19 protein-coding genes, 2 tRNA genes and 1 riboswitch are annotated in these 20,450 nt (G+C 44.7%); of the genes, 1 reads left to right on the top strand and 20 read right to left on the bottom strand.

Going from position 1 to position 20,450, the window contains the following annotated elements:
- Nucleotides 1-337: 337 nt before the first annotated feature.
- The 10 genes from LOZ80_RS15260 to LOZ80_RS15305 form a co-directional block, all read right to left on the bottom strand.
- On the bottom strand, nt 338-682 hold the full coding sequence (locus LOZ80_RS15260) for a hypothetical protein (RefSeq protein ID WP_238172198.1): 345 nt from the start codon (nt 680-682) through the stop codon (nt 338-340).
- Nucleotides 682-1,071, bottom strand: coding sequence for a hypothetical protein (locus LOZ80_RS15265; RefSeq protein WP_238172199.1), 390 nt, complete (start codon nt 1,069-1,071; stop codon nt 682-684). Before LOZ80_RS15265 ends, LOZ80_RS15260 begins: the two co-directional genes overlap by 1 nt.
- Before the next feature lie 174 nt (nt 1,072-1,245).
- The gene (locus tag LOZ80_RS15270) at nt 1,246-1,578 is read right to left on the bottom strand and encodes a hypothetical protein (RefSeq protein ID WP_238172200.1); all 333 of its coding nucleotides are present in this window, start codon (nt 1,576-1,578) and stop codon (nt 1,246-1,248) included.
- The gene (locus tag LOZ80_RS15275) at nt 1,565-2,476 is read right to left on the bottom strand and encodes a DHH family phosphoesterase (protein ID WP_238172201.1); all 912 of its coding nucleotides are present in this window, start codon (nt 2,474-2,476) and stop codon (nt 1,565-1,567) included. Before LOZ80_RS15275 ends, LOZ80_RS15270 begins: the two co-directional genes overlap by 14 nt.
- Entirely contained in the window at nt 2,473-2,847 is a 375-nt protein-coding gene (locus LOZ80_RS15280) for a hypothetical protein (protein WP_238172202.1), read from the bottom strand. Before LOZ80_RS15280 ends, LOZ80_RS15275 begins: the two co-directional genes overlap by 4 nt.
- An 812-nt stretch (nt 2,848-3,659) precedes the next feature.
- Nucleotides 3,660-4,160 (bottom strand): hypothetical protein, encoded by a 501-nt coding sequence (locus LOZ80_RS15285; RefSeq protein ID WP_238172203.1) that lies wholly within the window; start codon nt 4,158-4,160, stop codon nt 3,660-3,662.
- A 1,090-nt stretch (nt 4,161-5,250) separates the two neighbouring features.
- Nucleotides 5,251-5,505 carry a hypothetical protein gene (locus LOZ80_RS15290; RefSeq protein WP_238172204.1) on the bottom strand — a complete coding sequence of 85 codons (255 nt, stop codon included), beginning with the start codon at nt 5,503-5,505 and terminating at the stop codon, nt 5,251-5,253.
- A 334-nt stretch (nt 5,506-5,839) separates the two neighbouring features.
- Nucleotides 5,840-6,118, bottom strand: coding sequence for a hypothetical protein (locus LOZ80_RS15295; RefSeq protein WP_238172205.1), 279 nt, complete (start codon nt 6,116-6,118; stop codon nt 5,840-5,842).
- Nucleotides 6,119-6,134: 16 nt separating this feature from the next.
- A riboswitch (cyclic di-GMP riboswitch) is annotated at nt 6,135-6,220 on the bottom strand.
- 224 nt (nt 6,221-6,444) lie between these two features.
- The gene (locus LOZ80_RS15300; protein ID WP_238172206.1) at nt 6,445-6,954 is read right to left on the bottom strand and encodes a phosphoesterase; all 510 of its coding nucleotides are present in this window, start codon (nt 6,952-6,954) and stop codon (nt 6,445-6,447) included.
- Nucleotides 6,955-6,999: 45 nt separating this feature from the next.
- Nucleotides 7,000-7,833: an alpha/beta hydrolase family protein gene (locus LOZ80_RS15305; protein WP_238172207.1), complete on the bottom strand. Its 834-nt coding sequence runs from the start codon at nt 7,831-7,833 to the stop codon at nt 7,000-7,002.
- 165 nt (nt 7,834-7,998) lie between these two features.
- Between LOZ80_RS15305 and LOZ80_RS15310 the strand changes: the two genes are divergently transcribed.
- The gene (locus tag LOZ80_RS15310) at nt 7,999-9,135 is read left to right on the top strand and encodes a hypothetical protein (RefSeq protein ID WP_238172208.1); all 1,137 of its coding nucleotides are present in this window, start codon (nt 7,999-8,001) and stop codon (nt 9,133-9,135) included.
- Nucleotides 9,136-9,180: 45 nt separating this feature from the next.
- Here the strand turns inward: LOZ80_RS15310 and LOZ80_RS15315 are convergent, their stop codons facing one another.
- The 10 genes from LOZ80_RS15315 to LOZ80_RS15360 all read right to left on the bottom strand — a co-directional run bounded on the left by LOZ80_RS15315 (nt 9,181) and on the right by LOZ80_RS15360 (nt 20,417).
- Nucleotides 9,181-9,927 carry a stalk domain-containing protein gene (locus tag LOZ80_RS15315; protein WP_238172209.1) on the bottom strand — a complete coding sequence of 249 codons (747 nt, stop codon included), beginning with the start codon at nt 9,925-9,927 and terminating at the stop codon, nt 9,181-9,183.
- Nucleotides 9,928-10,007: 80 nt separating this feature from the next.
- Nucleotides 10,008-10,754, bottom strand: a complete 747-nt coding sequence (locus tag LOZ80_RS15320) for a DUF1906 domain-containing protein (protein WP_238172210.1) — start codon at nt 10,752-10,754, stop codon at nt 10,008-10,010.
- A gap of 129 nt (nt 10,755-10,883) precedes the next feature.
- On the bottom strand, nt 10,884-11,162 hold the full coding sequence (locus LOZ80_RS15325) for a DUF2277 domain-containing protein (protein ID WP_238172211.1): 279 nt from the start codon (nt 11,160-11,162) through the stop codon (nt 10,884-10,886).
- Between the two features lie 74 nt (nt 11,163-11,236).
- A tRNA-Ile gene (locus tag LOZ80_RS15330) sits at nt 11,237-11,310 on the bottom strand.
- Nucleotides 11,311-11,321: 11 nt separating this feature from the next.
- A tRNA-Met gene (locus tag LOZ80_RS15335) sits at nt 11,322-11,398 on the bottom strand.
- A 91-nt stretch (nt 11,399-11,489) separates the two neighbouring features.
- On the bottom strand, nt 11,490-11,654 hold the full coding sequence (locus tag LOZ80_RS15340; RefSeq protein WP_167356966.1) for a hypothetical protein: 165 nt from the start codon (nt 11,652-11,654) through the stop codon (nt 11,490-11,492).
- 160 nt (nt 11,655-11,814) lie between these two features.
- On the bottom strand, nt 11,815-13,566 hold the full coding sequence (locus LOZ80_RS15345) for a hypothetical protein (protein ID WP_238172212.1): 1,752 nt from the start codon (nt 13,564-13,566) through the stop codon (nt 11,815-11,817).
- A 25-nt stretch (nt 13,567-13,591) separates the two neighbouring features.
- Nucleotides 13,592-14,848: an efflux RND transporter periplasmic adaptor subunit gene (locus tag LOZ80_RS15350; RefSeq protein ID WP_238172213.1), complete on the bottom strand. Its 1,257-nt coding sequence runs from the start codon at nt 14,846-14,848 to the stop codon at nt 13,592-13,594.
- A 29-nt stretch (nt 14,849-14,877) separates the two neighbouring features.
- The gene (locus LOZ80_RS15355) at nt 14,878-17,988 is read right to left on the bottom strand and encodes an efflux RND transporter permease subunit (protein ID WP_238172214.1); all 3,111 of its coding nucleotides are present in this window, start codon (nt 17,986-17,988) and stop codon (nt 14,878-14,880) included.
- Nucleotides 17,989-18,266: 278 nt separating this feature from the next.
- Nucleotides 18,267-20,417 carry a COG1470 family protein gene (locus LOZ80_RS15360; protein ID WP_238172215.1) on the bottom strand — a complete coding sequence of 717 codons (2,151 nt, stop codon included), beginning with the start codon at nt 20,415-20,417 and terminating at the stop codon, nt 18,267-18,269.
- Nucleotides 20,418-20,450 lie beyond the last annotated feature (33 nt).

Raw genomic sequence — 20,450 nt, forward strand, 5'->3', positions numbered from 1 at the left:
TGCGGCCAACCGGTGCGTGCTTCGGTAATAAAACGTGCGTCGTATTCTTTTACATCCAAATATGACATATCATCGCCTTCAGCACGAACTACGTCCGTCCGCAGGTCCTCCGTACATATCGGGCAATCCTGACCAGTGTAATGTACCCAAGGTCCCGCCGTCGCCGCGTCACATATCGCCAGGTCAGCGGTTAGGTCACGATCGGTTAAGTTTGGTATATTTTTCATAATTAGCATATCACTCCTTAACAATATTTACAAACGCTAATTTAAATTGTTACATTTGTAAATAATATTATTACTTTTATATCGTACAAATGTAAATAAATTTATATACGTCACTCACCGTTAACCTCCTGCGCCTTCCAGCACGTTTGATCTCCGCGTTTAGATTCCGTGAGGACTAGCGCTCCAATTGGACGGCCTGCAAGCACCTTTAGTAAGTCAACGGTAAATATATTCACGCTACGTCCGCTCTCGACGTGTTTCAAATATACGCGATTGCCAGAGGACCGCTCGAATACGAATTCGCCCATAATGACTTCCTTCGGAACGTCGGTCGCGATGAAGGTTCCACCGCAATCCCCCTCGTAATAGCCGTGCTTACGCCGAGCGTTCCAGCTATTCGTCGTATGTCCGCATTTGTCACATACCGCTTTCCTAATCGTTTTATTAGCCGCCATTACGCGTTCACCCCTTCGATTTTTATACCGAGCGTGTCGATGACGAATCTCGCTCCGGCAACAAATCCGCGATCGAACTCTCTCTGCGCAGTCAATAGCCCATGTTCTGCGGTATAGCATTTATCCGTGTACATTCTTCTAATCTCCGCATGAACCCGTTGTTCTGCCGTGAGATCGCGATCATAATCGTTGATTAGCGCTGAAATTAGAGTATCGAAATTAGTGCCGCCTTCTTCTGTGACATAACGACGCAGCGTCAGCGCGGACGGTCCCATACCGCCACGAACCGCTAGTTCGATGATTTGAGCGTTATTTAGACTACCGGCGCGGAAAGTCTCGATCGCATCCGCAACCTCATTCGGCAATGTCACGCGCTTTATGTCGCTCATCTTACGTCCTCCTTTATATTTGTGCAAACCGCAAAATTGTCTCTAATAGCCCGTCTTCGCGAGAAATTCACGCTATAAACCTACCGCAATGCATATAAACCCTTATTTCGGTATAAATACGTACAAACGTTCGCTAAACACTTCAAAATCCCACACCAGTCCTACGAAAAATAATTATGCAACTATTTCCCTTATCCCTGCCGTCAATTCCGTAAGTGCCCGCCGTTCTTCCATGATCGCGTAAATATAGCCCGCCATCTCCTCTGACTCACCCCACGCTGACCGCACCGCCACCGTTTGAATAACCGCTTCAAGGCCCGCCAGTGTAAATCCGTAGAATGCCGCCTGCCGCCACTCATCGCGAGGAACATAGACGTAACCCTCCGCTGGATTAACGGGCGGCTTAACCGTGTGGCGGCGTTCGAGGATAAAGTTGCGATCGCCATCCGTTGTTAGGCGGAAGTCTGGCGTTAGAACAATCGATTTGTTTGCGTTAGTTTGCGTCATATTGCGCCTCCTTAAATATTGCGTCAATAATATCGTCTCGCATGGCAGGGGTTATCGGAGAGCCAGCAGCGTTCTTATGACCGCCTCCTTCGTACTGTTTCGCGAATAATCCGACGTCCACTTTGTCGAGCCCGCGATAGCTAACGGACCTTGACGGATTTATTATCGCGATAAAATCTACGTTCGGATATTCAAACGGTAGGCGATTGCTGAGTTCGCTATAATAACGCTCAGCGAATACGATTCCGATGAAATGGCCGCCAATTTTTCGTATAATGAGTTCGCGTTTTTTAGATTCCGTATACTCGCGAGCCTTTTCTGAATCTAACTGTAGCAGCAAACGCTCGGTGTCCGTAAACTCAATCGATAAACTATCGGTAAAACGCCGCACAAACCGATCGCGTCCAATGATATAAAGGAGGTCGTTCAGTTCTCTCGCGCTGTCATCGTTATACACCGTGGACCATTCCCACGTATCGTAGCGTCGAACCGTCTCTGTAAATGAAGCGAGGTCGAACCTTTCCGATGGGTACCGAAGCGTTTCGAAGAAGAACATCTCCGTACCGGAACGCTTGCCTCCGTGTGGAGAATCCGTTTCAACAAAAGCCCAGCTATATCTGTTTAGCCACAGCGCGGTAGGATGGTGGTCTAACAGCATCACTTTTCCGGAAAACTCCGATAACCGATCCGCGACTTCTTCGTTAACGCTTATGTCCGTGATGTAGATAAATTCGTAGTTGTCCGTAATCCCTGCGGACAGGAAATCCGCGATCTTCTGATTTACGTCATGATAATCGCAATACTCAATGTCTATGCGGTCACCGAATGTGTGGAGCGCAACGATAGCGCAGCCTACTCCGTCTAAGTCCGTATGTGTAAAAAGTTTAATCCGACTCATGCTCGCGCCTCCTCAATTATCCATTTACCGCGGATCTCATCTTCGCGAAATATTATTCGCCAGCCGTCCTTCTTTAGTCCGCGGTCCCCGGTTACTTCCGATTTAATCCACGCGCCCTTTTCGTACGCTGCGAATGCAGTCGCGAAGTCTACGAGCTGCTGGCGTTTGCGCCATTCGTAACTAGCGAGAATGTCCGTAGTAGGTACGAACGTTTCAACATCCTGGAAGAAACGCGGATCATTCCACACTAACGCTTTAGACGCGTAGTTAGCGTACGCCGTAAAAGTAACCGCGCTTCCTTCAAACGGCCCACTCGCGACCTCGTACGTTTCCCCTTCTCGAATATCGCGTAACATTTCCCACGTTTTCATATAGCGGGCCTCCTCGTTTTCTGCCGCAGCAGGATTGTGTGATTACAGTAGCAAAATAGGACATGTTTGTTCGCAATCAACCGCAGCCAAATTGAGTAGGTTTCACGGGAAGCTGGCGGGATCTTAACGTTGGGTTAACGTATAGAGAACGTTAATAACGTTATAAGAGCGTATATAAAGATCTTTAAAGATATATAAAGATCTAAGTACTTAAGATCTAACGATATTCACTACGTTCATATCGTTTCGCCACGGATAAACCCGTTCCGTAGCGAATCAATTAAACATAGACCTTATCGCGCAAAGGGTTTCGTAAGAAAACCCAACCAAACGGACAGCACGGGCCACCAGTTTCGCAAGTCCTACCGTAGCCACCGAATCCCCGCCGTGACTTTACCGTGGAATTTGCGCGAAATTAGGCGTTTTGGTAGCGAGTTGGAACATTTTATCATCCGTAATGTTAAACGCGCTAATTTGACGGTAAAACGAAGGCGAAACGTAATAGCGGTATTTTTCGAATTGCTTGCGTTAATCGATTGAGTGCGTAGCAGGATCGTATGACTACAGTAGCAAAATAAGATATGTTTTTTAGCGTCATCCGAGACGCCTAAAACGGCATTCAAGTATACGATATTACGTACAATGAAGCGTATTTACGTTATTTGAACGCTGTAAACGGCCTTTAAGTTAAACGGTGAAACTCAGATATCGACGCAGCCAAACGCGGCGGACGCGTTCGTTACCACGTGATAGCTCGGCGAGTTCGAGGAATATGCGTGGTGGACACGCGGCGAAATCGAGTACTTTAGCGCTCATGAGGCGGCCTCCTTTCGTTCGTGATTACCGAAGTCAATACGAATTGGGAACGCGATTCCCGTTGATTCGCGCCAAAGTTCAAGCGATGAGACAACGTAACCATAGCGTTCATTATCGCGTTTGATTTCGTCAATTGTGCGTGAATTAGCGTAACACCAGTCGACAAACTGCCTATATTCATCGAAGGTGAGTCCGTTTAAGTCCGCGAGATACGCGACTACGTCTGCGAATCGATTGGCGTCGATATCGGTGCGCGTGCGTATCCATTCGAAGGGGTTAGCGTCGTTTTTGGAGCAATTTACACTTTGCGACAGCGGGATGATATTTCCTAAGTAGGTACCCCCGTGACCGGTTGCGATGGCGATAAAATGATCGTCGTCTAATCGAGATATTCTTTGTGTAAGTGCGCACAAAGTACCAAACATATCTTTCATGTCTCTGCGTATTTCATCTGACCACTGTAGTGTCAAACATTTCTTTAATGTTCTGTACTTCAATCTTTGCACTGCACATTTGAATCGGTTCCGCCTCTCCCAACTTTGTTTATTGAGAGAACATCGCTCTAAATTATTAAGCCTCCAGTTATTGGATAATTCTCTCTGATAGAGCGCGTTTTCTACACGCCATTTTTTGCGTGCTTTTCTCATACGATCTTGATTCCCCTCTCTCCAACGACGATTAATTTCTTGAATTTGTTCCCTTCGTTGGCCGTACCTAAGTTGACTTATTTCCTTGATACACTCCTTACAATGAGGTTTTCTCCCTGTGGGATTCCGTGAAGCTACGTGATACTCCACCAACACCTTCACAACGAAGCACTTCGTACACTCCTTCGCGTCAACTTCCTCCGCCTGCCTATCCGCGATTCTATACATAAGCAACTTAGTCAACTCAACGTGTTTCCGTCGCTTTTTTACCTCAACGATTGCCCCGACGCTACTACTTCGTTTACTAACGCCCGCCTTCGACATGTTACCGTTACCTCCTTCGTTTTCCACTTATACTTCCTCTATGTACGCTGATCGAATGTCGTACAGTTTTGGGGAAAGATTTATTTTCGTTTCTATACTGCATTGTACGAATACTCCGATTAATCTCGCACAAAAACGCAAAAAATTAAGCGCGACAACTCGTTAATAACGAATCGCGCGCTTAAATGGGAAACTATTTAACGCAGGGTACGGGTCAAAAACATTGTTAGATTCCGCTCCTACGGTTATAATAGTAGTAATCGAATAAGAGATCGTGATGAGTTATGTTGACCACCCGTTTCAACATACGTTGATTTAGTAGTGTTCGGACTGACGTTTGGACTACTGAATGGACAAGCGTTGAGCCAAATGAAGTCCATCCGTAAGTTGACAGGGTAGGGGTCAGTGGTTCGAGCCCACTACAGGTCATCCAGAGAAACCCTTACGTTGTAAGGGTTTATTTCATGTTTAGAGAACTATTGATCCATGAATGAGTGCCAAATTCGGTTCCGTGGTCAATATTTGGTCAAGAATGCATTTTTCTGATCAATAGCGGTTTTCACATTTCTTTTGCTTTGCAAATAAATAAAGCCCACTCCAATTTGCTGAGTGAGCTTCACTGCAATTTCCGTTTAAAATCTCTTATGTATGAGTCCGTTTCAATGGATTTAACTGAAAGCATTTCAAGAATGCGATCTTGTCTTTCTTGCCCTTCAATAAGTCCCTTTACGTTATCCTTGGTTTCCTTAATATTTTTCTCAACGTTATCTGATTTATCCTCTAATGATTTCAAACTGCCATTGTTTTCCCCAACCATCTTAATTAATGTACCCAACATTTCCTCAATTCGATTAAGCTGCATATTTTCCATCTTCTCAACTCCCTAGCTTTGTTAGTTTTAATTATAAAATACCTAGCAAGAACCGACCTATAAACATGGCAATAAATTTAACTCGATTCATTACTGAAAAGCAGTTTTCCGAAATTAACAGCAGTCTCCTTTGGTATACTAGTCGGTATGTAAGGTCTATATCTTTTTATTAGAGGTCATAATAAAGAAAACCTTGAAGTCTTCTTCAAGGTTTTTCTCACTGATCAATTTGAAAAATAACTACAAAACATTCAAAGTGTTCCTAAACAATAAAAAGAGATTTTTGGCGCTACATTTCAACAAGTCCGAGATACATAAATATTAGAATTTTATTTTAATTTCTTCTTCGCTTTATATCATTGTGGGTATAGTCTTTAAATGTCCTATTGATTTTTGCAAATGCAATTTTAGTTGAAGCTTTATCAATTGGTTGAAAAATCATATCAGCAAAATCCACGATTTCCATTTCAAGTCCCTCATCCTGAAATAATTTAACGAAATCACCGATGCTTGGATTTTTGTCTACATCACAAAAAAAAGGTATCTCTTTAAAAGTTTTCGTTAAACGATCATTATATTCTACCACAGCAATATATTTGATTTTAGTCGCCAAAATTGTCGCCTCCGCTTTCGATAACTGGCTAGCACAGTGCTTTTGCACTAAGCCCCTTTAGTTTTGCGTCCCTACTTTTCAATAGGTTTGCCTTGTCGAGCACTAACTGCTTAACATTAAATTTCAGTCTACATGAATTGGTTAATTATGTCTAGTTCTAAAGTAGCAGTTACTTAAAAACTTACTGTAAAAGAGTAGCTTCAGCTTAGGCTATATGACAATCCCAAAACAGTCATCTTGCTTTAGAAAACCCTTGTGAATTAACGTTTTTTTGTTCAACAAACAAAAAAAACGTGGCCAATTCGGCCACAGTTTGCTCTATCTCCTTATTGCTCCTCATTCACCACAACCGCATCACGAATCTGCTCAAAAGAAACCGGTGTGTAATCCAGTTGTTCCACACTCACATTATAATAATGAAGTCCCTCGTATTTCTGCCCGTGAATGTGGCCATGGACATTGACGTATGGCATCTGTTTGTTCATGTACATGGGTTCGTGAGACAGGAAAAAAAAGTTTTTATAAATGATCGGATAATCGCTCACTTCATCAAAACCGGCATCGAGCCACCACGTCCTGGACCTTCCCCGGTCATGGTTGCCTAGGATGAGGATTTTGTAGCCGTTGAGTTGCGAAACGATTGCTTGGGTCTTCTCTTTGTTGAGAAAGGAGAAATCCCCCAGATGGAATACCGTGTCCTCTTTGTTCACAACTTGATTCCATTTGGCAATCATGCTTGCATTCATTTCCTCGGTATCGACGAAAGGGCGATTTTCAAAATCAATAATCAATTTATGACCAAAATGGTGGTCGGATATGAAAAAAGTTTGGGACATGGACATCCGCCTCCTCGATTTAATTAGTTCATTCAACAAAAACAGCTATCCAAGCATTTCGCGAATGCTCTCAAGCGTAACGCGAATAGCTTCTTTCATTGGCGCCGTCTCACCTTGGAAGGGATGAACGGATCCGAAGGTATGATTTCCAGCAGGAATGCGAAGCCACTTAATAGCAGGATTTTGCTGCACTAACTGAGTGGACCCCTTAATGCCTCGCTCCCCATCTTCTGTGCCTTGGACCAGTGAGACAGGGCAAGCAATACCGCTAATTCTGCTAATGATATCCAATCGCTCCTGATTTCGTTCCATATCCACTAGTATTTCCAAATCTAGCGGCATATTTTGCTTAGTTCGTCCATTCAACGTATACGCGCGTCCCGTTTCGCGCATTTCCGCTTTATTTTCCTCGGTGAACAGATCGACATTAGCAATGCCATTCCAACTAATTACACCCGCAATTTGAGCTGGATGATCTAAGGCATAAATCAGACAAACCGCAGCCCCCCTGCTGTGTCCCAACAGAAGAATTGGCTGCTTTGACGCGATTTTATCTCTTTGGTAAATATAATTTACTACGGCTTCCAAATCTTCTAGATCGCGCGAATAAGTAGCTTTCGCAAACTTCTCAAGTTCTGAGAATGTTAGCAAATCTGCTCCGACTCCGTTGTGCGAAAAATTGATAGCGACAACATCGACATCCTTTGCCAAGGATTGCGCTGAATACGGAAACATGCCCCAATCTTTAAAGCCTTTATAGCCATGACAAATGATCAGGGTACCTTTCGAGGGTTGTGATTCCGCTGTATACCAATCCCCCCGCACTATGCGATCCTGCTCAAGTTGGATTTCGAATGATTGACCTGCTCTGCTTCCCATCTGTCTTCCTCACTTTCCATATTTGTTCAAAACAACCTTAGCTATTGCTAGTTTAACACAATTATTCTAAAGCAGCCTAAACCAGATTAATGATTATAATTTCTAAGGATTTAGTAAAAACTGACTACAGCGCTCAAATAAATCCACGCAGGAGGACGTTAACCTATGTATCACAACCGAGCAAACAGCTTGCTTTCCAAAGTAATCTGCATGCTGTTGTTCATTTTGTTCATTTCCAATTTTATGATTGGCAGACCCTATGTGAAGGGCATGGAGCCAACAGATCAAAGTGCAGCAGACACTAACAACTTTCGGTTGATTGTCAAATCTTCAGCAAGTGCAGCTTATCAAACCGAAGTCATGTTTACGGATAAAAAATTAAAAAAAGAGCTTGACGATCGCAGATTAGGGGTAGCATTCTCTGACTCCTTACTGCTGGATACGACGCTTACCTATGACAATAAAGGTCAGACGCAAAGTTTTGGCGTCACTCTGAATGGAGAAGTAGTGGACCCCACAGCTGGTTCCTTTTTGGAACTGTCAGCCCATGTACAAGAAGTTCTGCGTGCACAAGTTCAAGATCTTAGAGCCAAACATTACGGCGAATTGCTGCCTTGGGAGGAAGCCAGTTTAATTCTCCCGAAATATAGTAAATTCACGATTGTCGATGTGGAAAGCGGTCTTAGCTTTGAAGGACAGCGTCGTGCTGGTTCCCATCACGCGGATGTTCAGCCGCTGACCAAAGAAGACTCTGCGACGCTCAAAACCATCTACGGCGGCACCTGGAGCTGGGACCGCCGAGCGGTCCTCGTGAAGCTGAACGGCCGCACGTTGGCTGGCTCCATGCATGGCATGCCGCATGGCGGAGATGGTATTCCCGGAAATGACTTCGACGGTCATTTCTGCATTCACTTCCTCGGGAGCGTGACGCATGGTTCCCGCTCTATGGACCCGGCGCACCAAGTCATGGTGCACCGGGCAGCCGGCTTGCTGATCCCTTACGTCAGCAAGCTCTCGCCCTGGGCGCTGATCGACGTATGGATCAGCGCAGCGAACCAAGGTGACCTGCAGCTGCTGCAGGTCACCACAGGGCAAGAACAGGCGGTGCACGTGCGCAGCATGCGCCGCCTGTCCAAGTTCCCGGAGCTGGACGTAAGCCAGCTCCTGCAGCTCGAGACCGCGGTCAGCGTGACGGCTACGCCGGAACGCGCCTCCGCGGTCGTGAACAGACGCGTGCTCTTTCGCCTCGAAAGAGCCTCGCTGGATGCGCGCTGGTATATCCGCAGCACGGTCATGCAATAACCAAAGCCCGGTCCCTCTGCGCTAGACGAGGGACCGGGCTTTGGTTTATTTAACGGTTATTTTACCCTTCATAAAATTCTTATGCGGTTCACAGAAGTACGTATACTCCCCGGGGGTTGTCAACGTGATACTTTCGGATTCCCCAGCGCCGAGCAGATTCGTTTTGAAGCTGCCATTATCGGCAACAGCGTTATGCTTCACTTTATCCTTATTGGTGAAAACAATGGTTGATCCCGCTTCAACCGTCAGATCCCCTTCTTTAAATGCAAAGCCTTCGATGTTCACATAATACGTCTTGGCTGTGGCTTCGCCAGACACAAGATTAACTGTCCGAGTTGCCTCATCGTAAGCGACTCTTACTCCGAACACTTCGGCCAGGAAGCGTGAATGCACGAATGTAGTGCTATTGATAAGCTGCGCTGGTCCAACCATCGTATGCGGGGTACCATCGACATGGGCTTCACTGGAACCGATTGTCAATTTAACTTCTTTGCCTTCTTTACTTACCGTTACGGTTTGGGTAGCTGCCTCATAGCCTACCTTTAGACCAATCCCTTCTGCAAATGCGCGATATGGGACGAACAACGCATTATCGACCAAATAAGCTTCATCAACCTGTAGGGGTTTCCCATTCAGCATCAGCTTCATATCGGACTTCACCAGCTGAGGGGCATCAGATTGCATGTTCATATCCGCTGCCATACGCATCCCATGCTCCTGCGCAGAAACTGGCAATATTCCCGTTACTAGCAATCCAATACCCAGTACGGCCGCAAACAAACTTTTTTTCATAATAAAATCCTCCTTATAGTTGTCAATCTACTCTTTAGAGTAAACGGAGCAAAGGAGGATTCGGTTTACTTTTTCCGTAATTATTGTTCAGTCTGACCTGAAGCTTTGCGTAATTCATTGGCTAAACGATGAAATTCATCTCTCGCCGCTAGCGAAATGGTAGCCTCATAACCAGCAGAAAGAAAAGGAATTATGGCATTTGCATCCTCTGGGCTCAGGGGATAGCTAGGTTCAGGATCAGGAGGTGATATCGTGTTCCACCAGCCTTCATTTCCGTAAGATTCATCATGATCAATACCAATACCGTGCTCAATCACATCATTCAAATATTGATAGATTTGAATAAACGAAGATTTCTTGCCTCCGCTCCAAGCGTAGGTTTGCCAATAACGGGAACACGCAGCGGCTTGTTTCACAGCCTCCATTACTGAATACGAACCATATACACCTGTTGTAAATGCTGGCGTTGCCTCGCTTGCTGCCTTGATATAAGCAATAACCGTGGCCATTTGCGCACTGCTCACGTCAAAATCGACGGCAAAGTAAATACAGGTACCTTCAGGTTGACCGACCTGTTTGGCAACTTGTACAGCCGTGGCGCCGTCTGCCAGTCCAGCGCTACGGCCGCCTAGAGCGCGATTTGCAGTTGTTTCGAAGACCGAAACTATCTGTAACCCAGCTTTGCTGATGACATCAGCTTCACTCTTCGTCAACGCTTTAAAACCACTAGGGACCAGATATCTAGCTACGAACAAGTAGCCATCCTTGACGAAAGCAGCGGCAGTTGATACCGTTAAAGGTGTTGAACAATCAAAACCTTTGGTCACTTTCAATCACCTAATTTCTACTAGTTTCATACATTGTATGCTCGTAGAACTGTACTCGCTACTTATTGCAGGAACTCTGCTCCTACTTACAACAAAAAAGGCTCTTTCCACATGGAAAGAGCCCCTTCATTATGATTCTTTTGTACCGAACCTTTTGGCGTTCTTGATCCGGGCACGTTCCAACTCGACTTCACGATTCCGCGGTTCCGCATTTGTCACCAGTGAATCCATCAGTTTCCGCGCTACAAGCGCGACTTCCTCTACGGCACGTTGGAAAGCCTCTTCATTTGCTTTGGAAGGCTCGGTAAACCCTGAAATTTTACGCACAAATTGCAACGATGCCGCGCGTATTTCATCATCTGTTACCACGGGTTCAAAATTAAACAACGGCTTAATGTTTCGGCACATAAGATATTCCTTTCTTAAAGGCATGATTATGTCCAGAAATAACAAAAACCCTTAAACTAAGGGTTTACTTACTATGGGCCCAGAGGGACTCGAACCCCCGACCAATCGGTTATGAGCCGACCGCTCTAACCAACTGAGCTATAGGCCCTTCTGAATAATTGGTTGCGGGGGCAGGATTTGAACCTGCGGCCTTCGGGTTATGAGCCCGACGAGCTACCGGGCTGCTCCACCCCGCGTCATTAGCAGTCGCTCAACAGCGACAAAAATAAATATACACTAAGCGCGAGTGCTAAGTCAAGCGTTAATTTTTAGGAGCATTTTTCCGTATCAGGTGTTGTACCGAACGCCAAATCTTCCCTTTTTGGACTTGTACACTTCAACTTCCTGCGGGCATTCGTACCCATAAATCCACCAATCTTCTTCCATTCTCTTCGCCAAGCAGCCTGCTTGAAACTTGGAATCATATAATTTAGCCCAATATATCCAATTCATCGCCATCACTCCGTTATGTTCAAATCAATACTCCTATCTTATCCAATATTAGATTGACTTATGAGCATCCACATGATCCATCCGACTATGACATATCAAAAAAGAAAGCCACCTGGGAGCTTTTTGCAAACAAAGCCCAAGCAGCTTTCCTATTATCCGCTTACTGTTTGAACGTCGTCAATAGACGTTTCACGATTTCTCCGTATTCATTCGCGAAGGTTTCATACACCTTAACTTGAATCGGAAAGTCGAGTTGGTTGGATCTTGCATTCAAATCAATTGTATTCGTGCCATTGTACAAACGGCCTTCGCCTGACAAAGCTTGAACCGCTTTTCCTACCGGGTTTCCAACATTATCAAATAGTTCGAAGGAAAGGCTGCTGTTATATTTATCAACTGTCACCTGTTTGTCTGGTTTAATATCCAAATCCAGCTTCAATTTGTAATCGTACATCATCGTAGCTTGGAAAATAGCTGTAATCGACCAATCTTTAATCGTAATTTCGTAGGGATAGACGTTCAGGGCTTTTGCTTTAAAATCATTCTTCTGAACAGGAACTTTGGCTGTTGCCAGAAGTGATCTGTAAGAGGTTTCTCCGCTTGATTGCTGGCTGTACAGATTCATCTTCAATCCTTCGCCTGTCTCAGAGGCAGGAAGCGCATAAGAGTAGCTAACGACATAGGAAGCCTTTGGAACGACACTAAGCGCTGTTTGCGCCTGTCTTCTCCCCCCATAGGCGTATCCGTCTTTGCTGACTAATTCTGTTTGAATTGCTGGAATGGGAATCGGACGATCGCTGTTGTTGGTCAATTTAAATTTGGCAACAGCGGTGTTGAAGCCATCGTCTTCGTTGCTGGTCACGTGCAATTCTACTAATGATACATCCACATTAGCAGGTACGAATTTATTCGTAGTATCCAATTTAACTGGAGTACCTAAAGTATAGTCAGGAGCAGGAATCACACCTTGCGTAACAGCTCCGGTTGGCAGCAGGATATTAATGCGCCCTACCCGGTAGGAATCATCAAGGAACTTCCCCTCACCTAGCGCCACAGAAAACACTTCAGGCGTGACGACATTCAAGCTTGTGAACTCCGTATCCAAATCGGTTGGAATAACCACGTGAATGTATTTTTTCTCACCTGGATCGAGTGACACCGAAGATTCCGCGCGACTGCCGGAGTAGACACTTCCTTCTGTCTTGCCGTCGATGCCAAAGTTAGGCACGGTTTGACGTTCCTTGGTTGGATTCACAACTTGAATCTGAACCACCGTAGATACGCCTTTGGCCGTGATTTCCTTATGAATATCCACAGGTATGAAACCAAGTGGCGAGCGCAGAGAAGGCAGTGTGAATGCTTCTCCCCATTTAAGTATCGCTGACGTTTTGGTTATGTTGCTATCGCTGCCATTCCATACATTGTTTTCATCCACAGTTACGGCAAGTAACGTCGTTTCTTTCTTCGGATATACTTCCAAATCGACATCGATGAAGTTAAGTAACGTAAGGGCAACGTCTTCTCCACCGTCCACCACGGTCATATAGCTGAGTTCCTGTTGACTCTTAGGTTGAACTGATTTGGCGTTTTTGGCACTTGGCTGAAGTGTGTAATCGATCCCTTCTGCCGTATGCACGCGCAGTTCAAAGTCGGGAACGCGCGTTACTTTACCGCTTGTATTTTTAATCCGGATGACAGCCCCGAGTTTCGTGGAATCCGATTGATGTTCATTCAGGATACTTTTAATTTCCACTTCAATTTTATCTGTCAGAGTATAACTCGTAATGACATTCGATGCTGCAATTACAGTCGTACTAGATCCTTCAGCTGCCCATGCCGGCAAAGAAGCTGTCGTTAAAAGTGCAGTTGATAGAATAATGGTAGCTAGCGATCTTTTCATCGTCTTCTTCACTTACTTCTCCTCCTCAAAATGTGGGTTAATTGCTTACTTTTACTTTATCCTGATCTTTCAATTGATGTTGACCGGAAGTAACGAGCACTTCGCCTTCTTTAACACCAGATATAATTTCTTGATTCGTTTCATTCAAACGACCCAGTTCCACTTTGCGTTTCTGCACCGTTTCACCATTGAGGATGTAGACGAAGTTGTCTCCGCCTTCACGAACGATACTCAAGCTCGGCACAACAGGCACTACCTGTTCGTCATCCTTGGTAAGTTCAATTTGCGCTTTGGAGCCGGGTTTCAGCTTACCATCTGGATTGGGAACTTCAAGTTCAAGATCATATGATTTCGTTTGACCATTAATGATATCGGATAAATAAATCACCTTTGCACTTGCTTTGGCTGTCACATCCGGAATATAGAAGATCAGCTCACCTTTACCTCGTACCAGGTTCGCTGATACTTCCGTTAACTGGGATTTAATTTTGATTGGGTTCGTTTGCTGCACTTCGCCAACGCGGCCTCCGGGTGTTAAGGTTTGCCCAACGGTGATGTTAAGATCAGTAAGAATCCCAGATGCAGGTGCTTTCACTTCCAAATTGTTCAATGACCTCTCGATGCTGCGCGCAGATACCTGAGCGGCTTCCAGACTTTGCTCAGCTTGGGCAAGCGAGTTCGTCTGCTGCAAAGTTTTCAAGGAACGACGCGCGCTTTCCAAATCCTTCTTCATGTTCGTTAAGGCTGTTTCCGCTTGCTCCAGCTGAGTTTTCGTTGCTGTACCCAGATCATAATCATTGTGCGCTTTATTGTAGGCTTTCTCCAGATCGTTCACCGCTGTCTCCAGCTTGGATACGCCGTCTTTGGCATCTGCAATGCCATTGGACGTTTTTTGTTTACCTTCTGAAAGTCCAGCTTGTGCGCCTTTAATGCTAACGTCATTCAATTCCTTCTGTATAAGTGCATCGGTTGGATCCAAGCGGAAAATCACTTCCCCCTTCTCCACTTTATCCCCGCGTTTCTTCACAATTTCAATAACTTCGCCGCCGGATTTAGGAACAATATCCAATTGAACGGACGACAGAACATCTCCAACTTGCTCAATGGGCTCCCCAATTTTTTGCTTGGCGATTTTGGCGGTTTTAACAACTTTCACCCCTTGTTCAGCGGCTGCCGTCGTCGCGGCAGGGCTAGCTGCCGGTGAAGCGGAACAGCCTGCGACAATCGCCGCGCTTAACACGACGATTCCGAATAATTTGGCACTCTGTTTGATCGTAAACAACTGACGTTTCATATTCGTTTTCTCCTTTTCACCTATTCGCATTATTGGAGAGCAGATGTAGCTTGCTCGGATGGTAGACTGGATGTTTTACCTTTGCGTTTGAACCAACGACGATCTCTTTTCTTAAACAGCATCTCATAAATGATAGGGACAATCACTAGAGTCAATATCGTTGACGTCGTCAACCCGCCAATAACAACGACGGCCAATCCTTTGGAGATGATCGTTCCCTCGGATAATCCAAGCGCGAGTGGCATGAGTGCCATGATCGTAGCCCCAGCAGTCATAATGATAGGTCTAAGACGCGTTATTCCAGCTTCTATAAGCGCATCACGGATTTCATAATTTTGTTCTCTAAGTTGTTGTACGCGATCTACGAGTACGATAGCGTTGGTTACAACGATACCGATTAACATTAAGAACCCGATCAAAGAAGTAACGTTCACCGATTCACGAGTGACTAGAAGCCCAACGAGCCCTCCAATTGCCGCTAGCGGCAGAGAAAACAGAATGGCGAGCGGTGCTCTGGCATTGCCGAAGGCGATGACCATTACCATATAAACGATGAATATGGAAGCAATGATAGCCATGAACATTTCCATAAAGCTTTTGTTGATATCGTCTGTTACCCCTTTCACTTCCTGGGTAACACCTGAGGGCAGTTCCAGTTTCGCAAGTTCAGCGACAACTTTTTTGCTGACGCCTCCTTTATCCTCACTTAAGATCTTAGCATTAACACTTATGATTTGCTCTTGATTTGCGCGGCTGATGCTGTTCGGCGAGTCAATTTGTTTTACTTTGGCTATCTCATTCAATTGAACGGTCTGGCCAGTAGGCGCCTTAATCAGGAATGCTTCCAATTTATCCACTGAATTTTTATATACTGGATTCAGCAAAACTTTTGTCTCATACGTAACGTTATTGAATTTCAAATCGCCAAGTTTCTCTTCTGCAATCCAACTGTTGACCGTTTGCAAAATTTGCGCTGTAGAAAGCCCGTAACTTCTGGCTTTGTTTTGATCAACTGTAATTTCGACCTCGGTTTTGGAATCACTCAAGCTGTCTTTAATATCGTTAAGCTCAGGGAACTCCTTCATTTTTTCTTTGACCATTTCTGCTGCAACTTTGAGATAAAGCTGATCGTCGCCTTTAAGTGCGTATGAAAGATCTCCTCCAGTTGATGTCGGCGGGCCTCCAGTAAACAATTGAATATTGACATCTGATCCTTTTGGCAAAAGTTTCAACATTTCTTCTTTATACGTTTTAGTAGCTGCATCGGAATCTGTCCCTTTGCTGTACTCAAAGAACATCGTTGTTCTATAGGCATATCTGTCGCTGGTTCCGTTATAGCCAATAAGCGATTCAATGTACTTAAATGAAGTCTCACCAGTCTTATCCTTAAATGACTTCAGATGCGCTTCTATTTCTTTCGTTTTCTCACTCATCATGTCGATGGAGGTATCCCTCGGCATTTTGATATCAATAGCCCCTTGTTTAACCGTTTCGCTAGCGGGCATAAAGGAAACCGCTAAATTAGGCACAGTGCCGATAATCGAAATAACGAACACGACCCCTGCAATGAGCAATGTTTTGATGCGGTTATTTAGCGACCAAATGATGGCATTTTTATATTTCCGTCCCATTGGACCTATGTGCGTTTCGTCATGCGTCGAAACCTTCTTGCTTTTAAGTACCATGAGCTTTGCCAGCATTGGGATAACCGTTAATGCAACGATTAATGAAGACATTAAAGCGACAACAAGTGTAATGGCAAATGGACGGAACACTTCGCCAACAACTCCGCTGACGAACCCAATTGGCCCGAACACGCCAACCGTTGTAATGGTTGAAGAAGTAATCGCACTGGACACCTGCTTGGTCGCCAACTTAATCACAGATTCATTTCGTTCCTGTGCTTTTTCCAGTTGACTGTAAATGTTCTCGATAACAACAATACTATCGTCCACAACCCGGCCGACTGCGATCGCCATGCCTCCAAGAGTCATAATGTTCAAGGAAATTCCCAAAGGACCCATGACTAACAAGGTAACAAGGATGGATAATGGGATAGAGACGAGTACAATGAATGTCATACGAATATTACGCAGGAAGAGCAAGATCATTAAAGAGGCGAGTATCGCACCCAATCCGCCTTCTTGCACCATCCCGTGAATAGACTGTTTGATGTCGTTGGCTGAATTGTAAATAGAATGAAATTTCACACCAGGCAGCGATTGCTCCCATCCCTTAATGAGCTTATCAGCACTATCCGCAAACTCAACGGCATTGGCTGCTTTCGTTTTATAGAGCAGAACACCGATAGCCGGTTTATCATCTAATCTGGCGATAAACTTGGATTCGCTGATGGCCTCTACTTTGGCAAGCTGCTTGAGCAGAAGCGTGTCGCCGGTTTTCGTTGTAATTTTCAAATTATCCAAATTATAGATCGTATCGAATTCACTTTTTACCCGAACCATCTGGGAGTTGCCGTTAAAATCAACGGTACCCGCTGGACTGGAAACAAGCGATGCTTTAATTAATTCCGCAACCTCCGAAGGCGTTAATCCATAGTTATTGATGGCTGGCGCCTCTAACTTGATAGTCAATACGGCATCTTGATTACCGACGGAGTCAACGTGGTCGATCCCCTTTAATCCAGTAAAGCCAGGAAGAATCGTATCTTTGTAATTCTTATCCAACTCGGTTTGGTTAATGCCCTCTCCGCCGTATACAGCCAAATAGTATACGGGGTCTGATGCAAACCCGGCTGTTAATACTTTGGGCTTCTCAGCGCCTTGCGGCATCTTTACATTAGCGACCAAACTCTCGACGTCTTTCTTGACGTCTTCCGGCTTCTTGCTCTGCTCTAACTCTAGTACTATCTGCGAGTAATTATCTTGTGAACTGGACGTTAAATTTTTCAATCCGTCCAAACCAGCTACCGCTTTCTCAAGCGGTTTCGTAATTTCGTCCAGCACATCCTTAGGAGGTGCTACGTATGTCGTACTAATAATAACTACAGGAAACGTAATATCAGGCATACTTTCTACCTTAAGTGTGGTTGTAGAAAACGTTCCTCCTACAACCAATAACAGCATAATGATAAAAACCGCTGCTATGTTTTTCATTGAAAAATTAGTTAACTTGGACATTCTCACTTCTCCCCTATCACCAGCTTTAATACGGTACTCCTTTACTGCCTACTTTCTCATCATACTTGGCAATTCTTAACAAAAGATAAACTAATGTTGAAAACTTTATGTTTTTTTCACGATCTGGATTCATTATATCTCTTCATTTCCATAATTACAGGTGAGGGAAGTCATATCCCAGTCATAAAATGGTCATATGAATCTTCTCTGCCATATGACTCGATATGACTGAATAAGAAAAAAGCGAAGGCTGAGCGCCCTCGCTTCCATACAAAATATTAGTCCGTTGTAATAAACCAGTCCGCTTGTTGTGAGGCAAGCAGCTTTCTTTGCCCTTGGAATTCATCATACACGCTTAACGTATACTTCTGAAGGAATTTGGTATTAAAAATAAGTCCTGGATCTGTAATGGAAATCAAGAAGTTTTCTCTTTTGCCCAGTCGAATCTTAGTATCTTGATCCGCTGTAGACTCGCCGTTGAATACATCAAAGTCCTTGAAATCAAACTTCTTCTCAAATCGTTTCACGCCGCCGCCATCTTCAAAAACAAGCAATAAATTATGGCCTTCGGTATTAATTTCGGTTAGCTTTTCCTTCGTTAACTCGTAATTGAATTTTAAGTTAAAATTGCCGTTTTCAATCGTTGTGCCAATCTTGTTGATACTGATGTTGTAAGGGAACAAATCAACATTTTTCAGCGTTTTGGCAACCTCTTTTCTTTCATCAGGCAGCCAATAAGCTACTGGATTAACATAGGAGTCCGCAACTGCTTTCTCACCCTCAGACAGTTTGCCATCTGTGACGGCTTCCCCTAAAAGCAGGTTCATGTTTGCAGTCCCGTACCCTTTGGGTACAGATGCCCAAACATTCAATAGGCCTTTGCCAGAAGGGCTAATTTTGTTCTTTACTTCCGCAACGGATGCGGCGAACACCGTGCCGTCTGGTGCGCGGAAATTAGCAACTAGTTTGGACACATTAGTGAACCGCTTCTCCAGATTCGTAACTTCAACCATCGCCGAGAACATAATATTCGTCTTGTCCTCATAAGTCGATACATTCCGAATCGCATATTTGGACTTACGCCCCGCATCATTCGATGTGTAGGATTGTCCAGCATTTATGAAGGGAATCGCTTGAAGCTCAGATTGGGTAGAAAACTCCAGAACGTCAGTCGCTGTTGTAGTGCCTTTCTCAGTTCCCGCAGGGGGTTCCCCTGTCTCATTTTCCTGCAAAACTAATTTGACATCTGAAAACTCGTACGTATACGGTACTTTACCGGCAATTTGCAAATTCACATTAGCGCCTGCGCCGAGCCCGATTACTTTTGCTGTTTGAATCAATTTAGCATCAATTTTGACTGCTCCATCAAGCAGAAAGTATCCGGATAATTTGGGAAGCGGAAGGGATTCCTGCCCCTTATTGATCAACGTTAAATCTGCGGTAAGCAAATCTTGATCTTCCCAAGGCAAGCGATGCAAACCATTGAGCTGCGTGGTGTAGACACCGGATTTACTCGTGAAAGAGTACTCTTTACCGATCGAGCCTCCTACTTGCGTGGAAACCGGGGGCAATTGGAAATTAGCTACGCCCACATTGAGTTTCAAATCTGCAATCGTCTCTGCCACGGTCAATTGCCACGCATCTGCCGCAACACCGACTGGAATAGAGCCGGATAATTGAATCTCTTTGCTTTCCTTAGGATTGATCTTCAGATCTTTTATCCCTTTGGCTTCCAAAGGATAGAGAAGTCCTTCCGCTGTGCGAATGGAGAAAATGTAGGAAGGAACTGTCACCGTGTGACTGCCTGCATTTTCTAACTTAAGGTACACCGTTGGAACGTGATATTTCTCATTTTTATTGCTGACGAATTTTTTGATCGATGCTTGGACTTGAGTTCCCCCGACCATGATCGAAGCCGCAGAATCTGTTGGCGTCACGTCCGTAAAATCGTTAGGCACAGCAACTTCTCCAAGCACACGTTCAAAATTAGATTGGCTGAAATCCCATTTAATAAATTGCACAACGAGATCCTGCAAGTTCGTAGTTGCATTCACAGTCGCATAGAACGTTAAATCCGTTGTTGCGCCAGGTGCAACCCGGTTCTTATCTTTATCAGCTGGCAATAGCCGCGCAGAAAATTGATTGCCTGATTTGCTTTTCAGTCGTGCCCAGTAATCAATAAACTGCAGCTCGCTGTTGCCTTCATTATGAATACTGATCGTAAATGTCGCCAGTTTCCCATTCTGATCCGGCAAAAGATGAATCTGCTTCAACTCGAAGTAGCTGCTTCCAGTAATCGTCACTTTGCCTATAGAAGCGGAGATAGCAGTTGGGGCACTATCCGCCCAAACAGGTGTTACAGCACTTAATAATAAAGTGGCTGACAGTGCAATCGTCGCCAAGCGGATATGATGAAACTTGATCTTCATGATGTTAAATGTCCTCCTTCAAAGTCGATCTGA

The sequence above is a fragment of the Paenibacillus sp. HWE-109 genome, assembly GCF_022163125.1.
GTDB lineage: Bacteria > Bacillota > Bacilli > Paenibacillales > NBRC-103111 > Paenibacillus_E.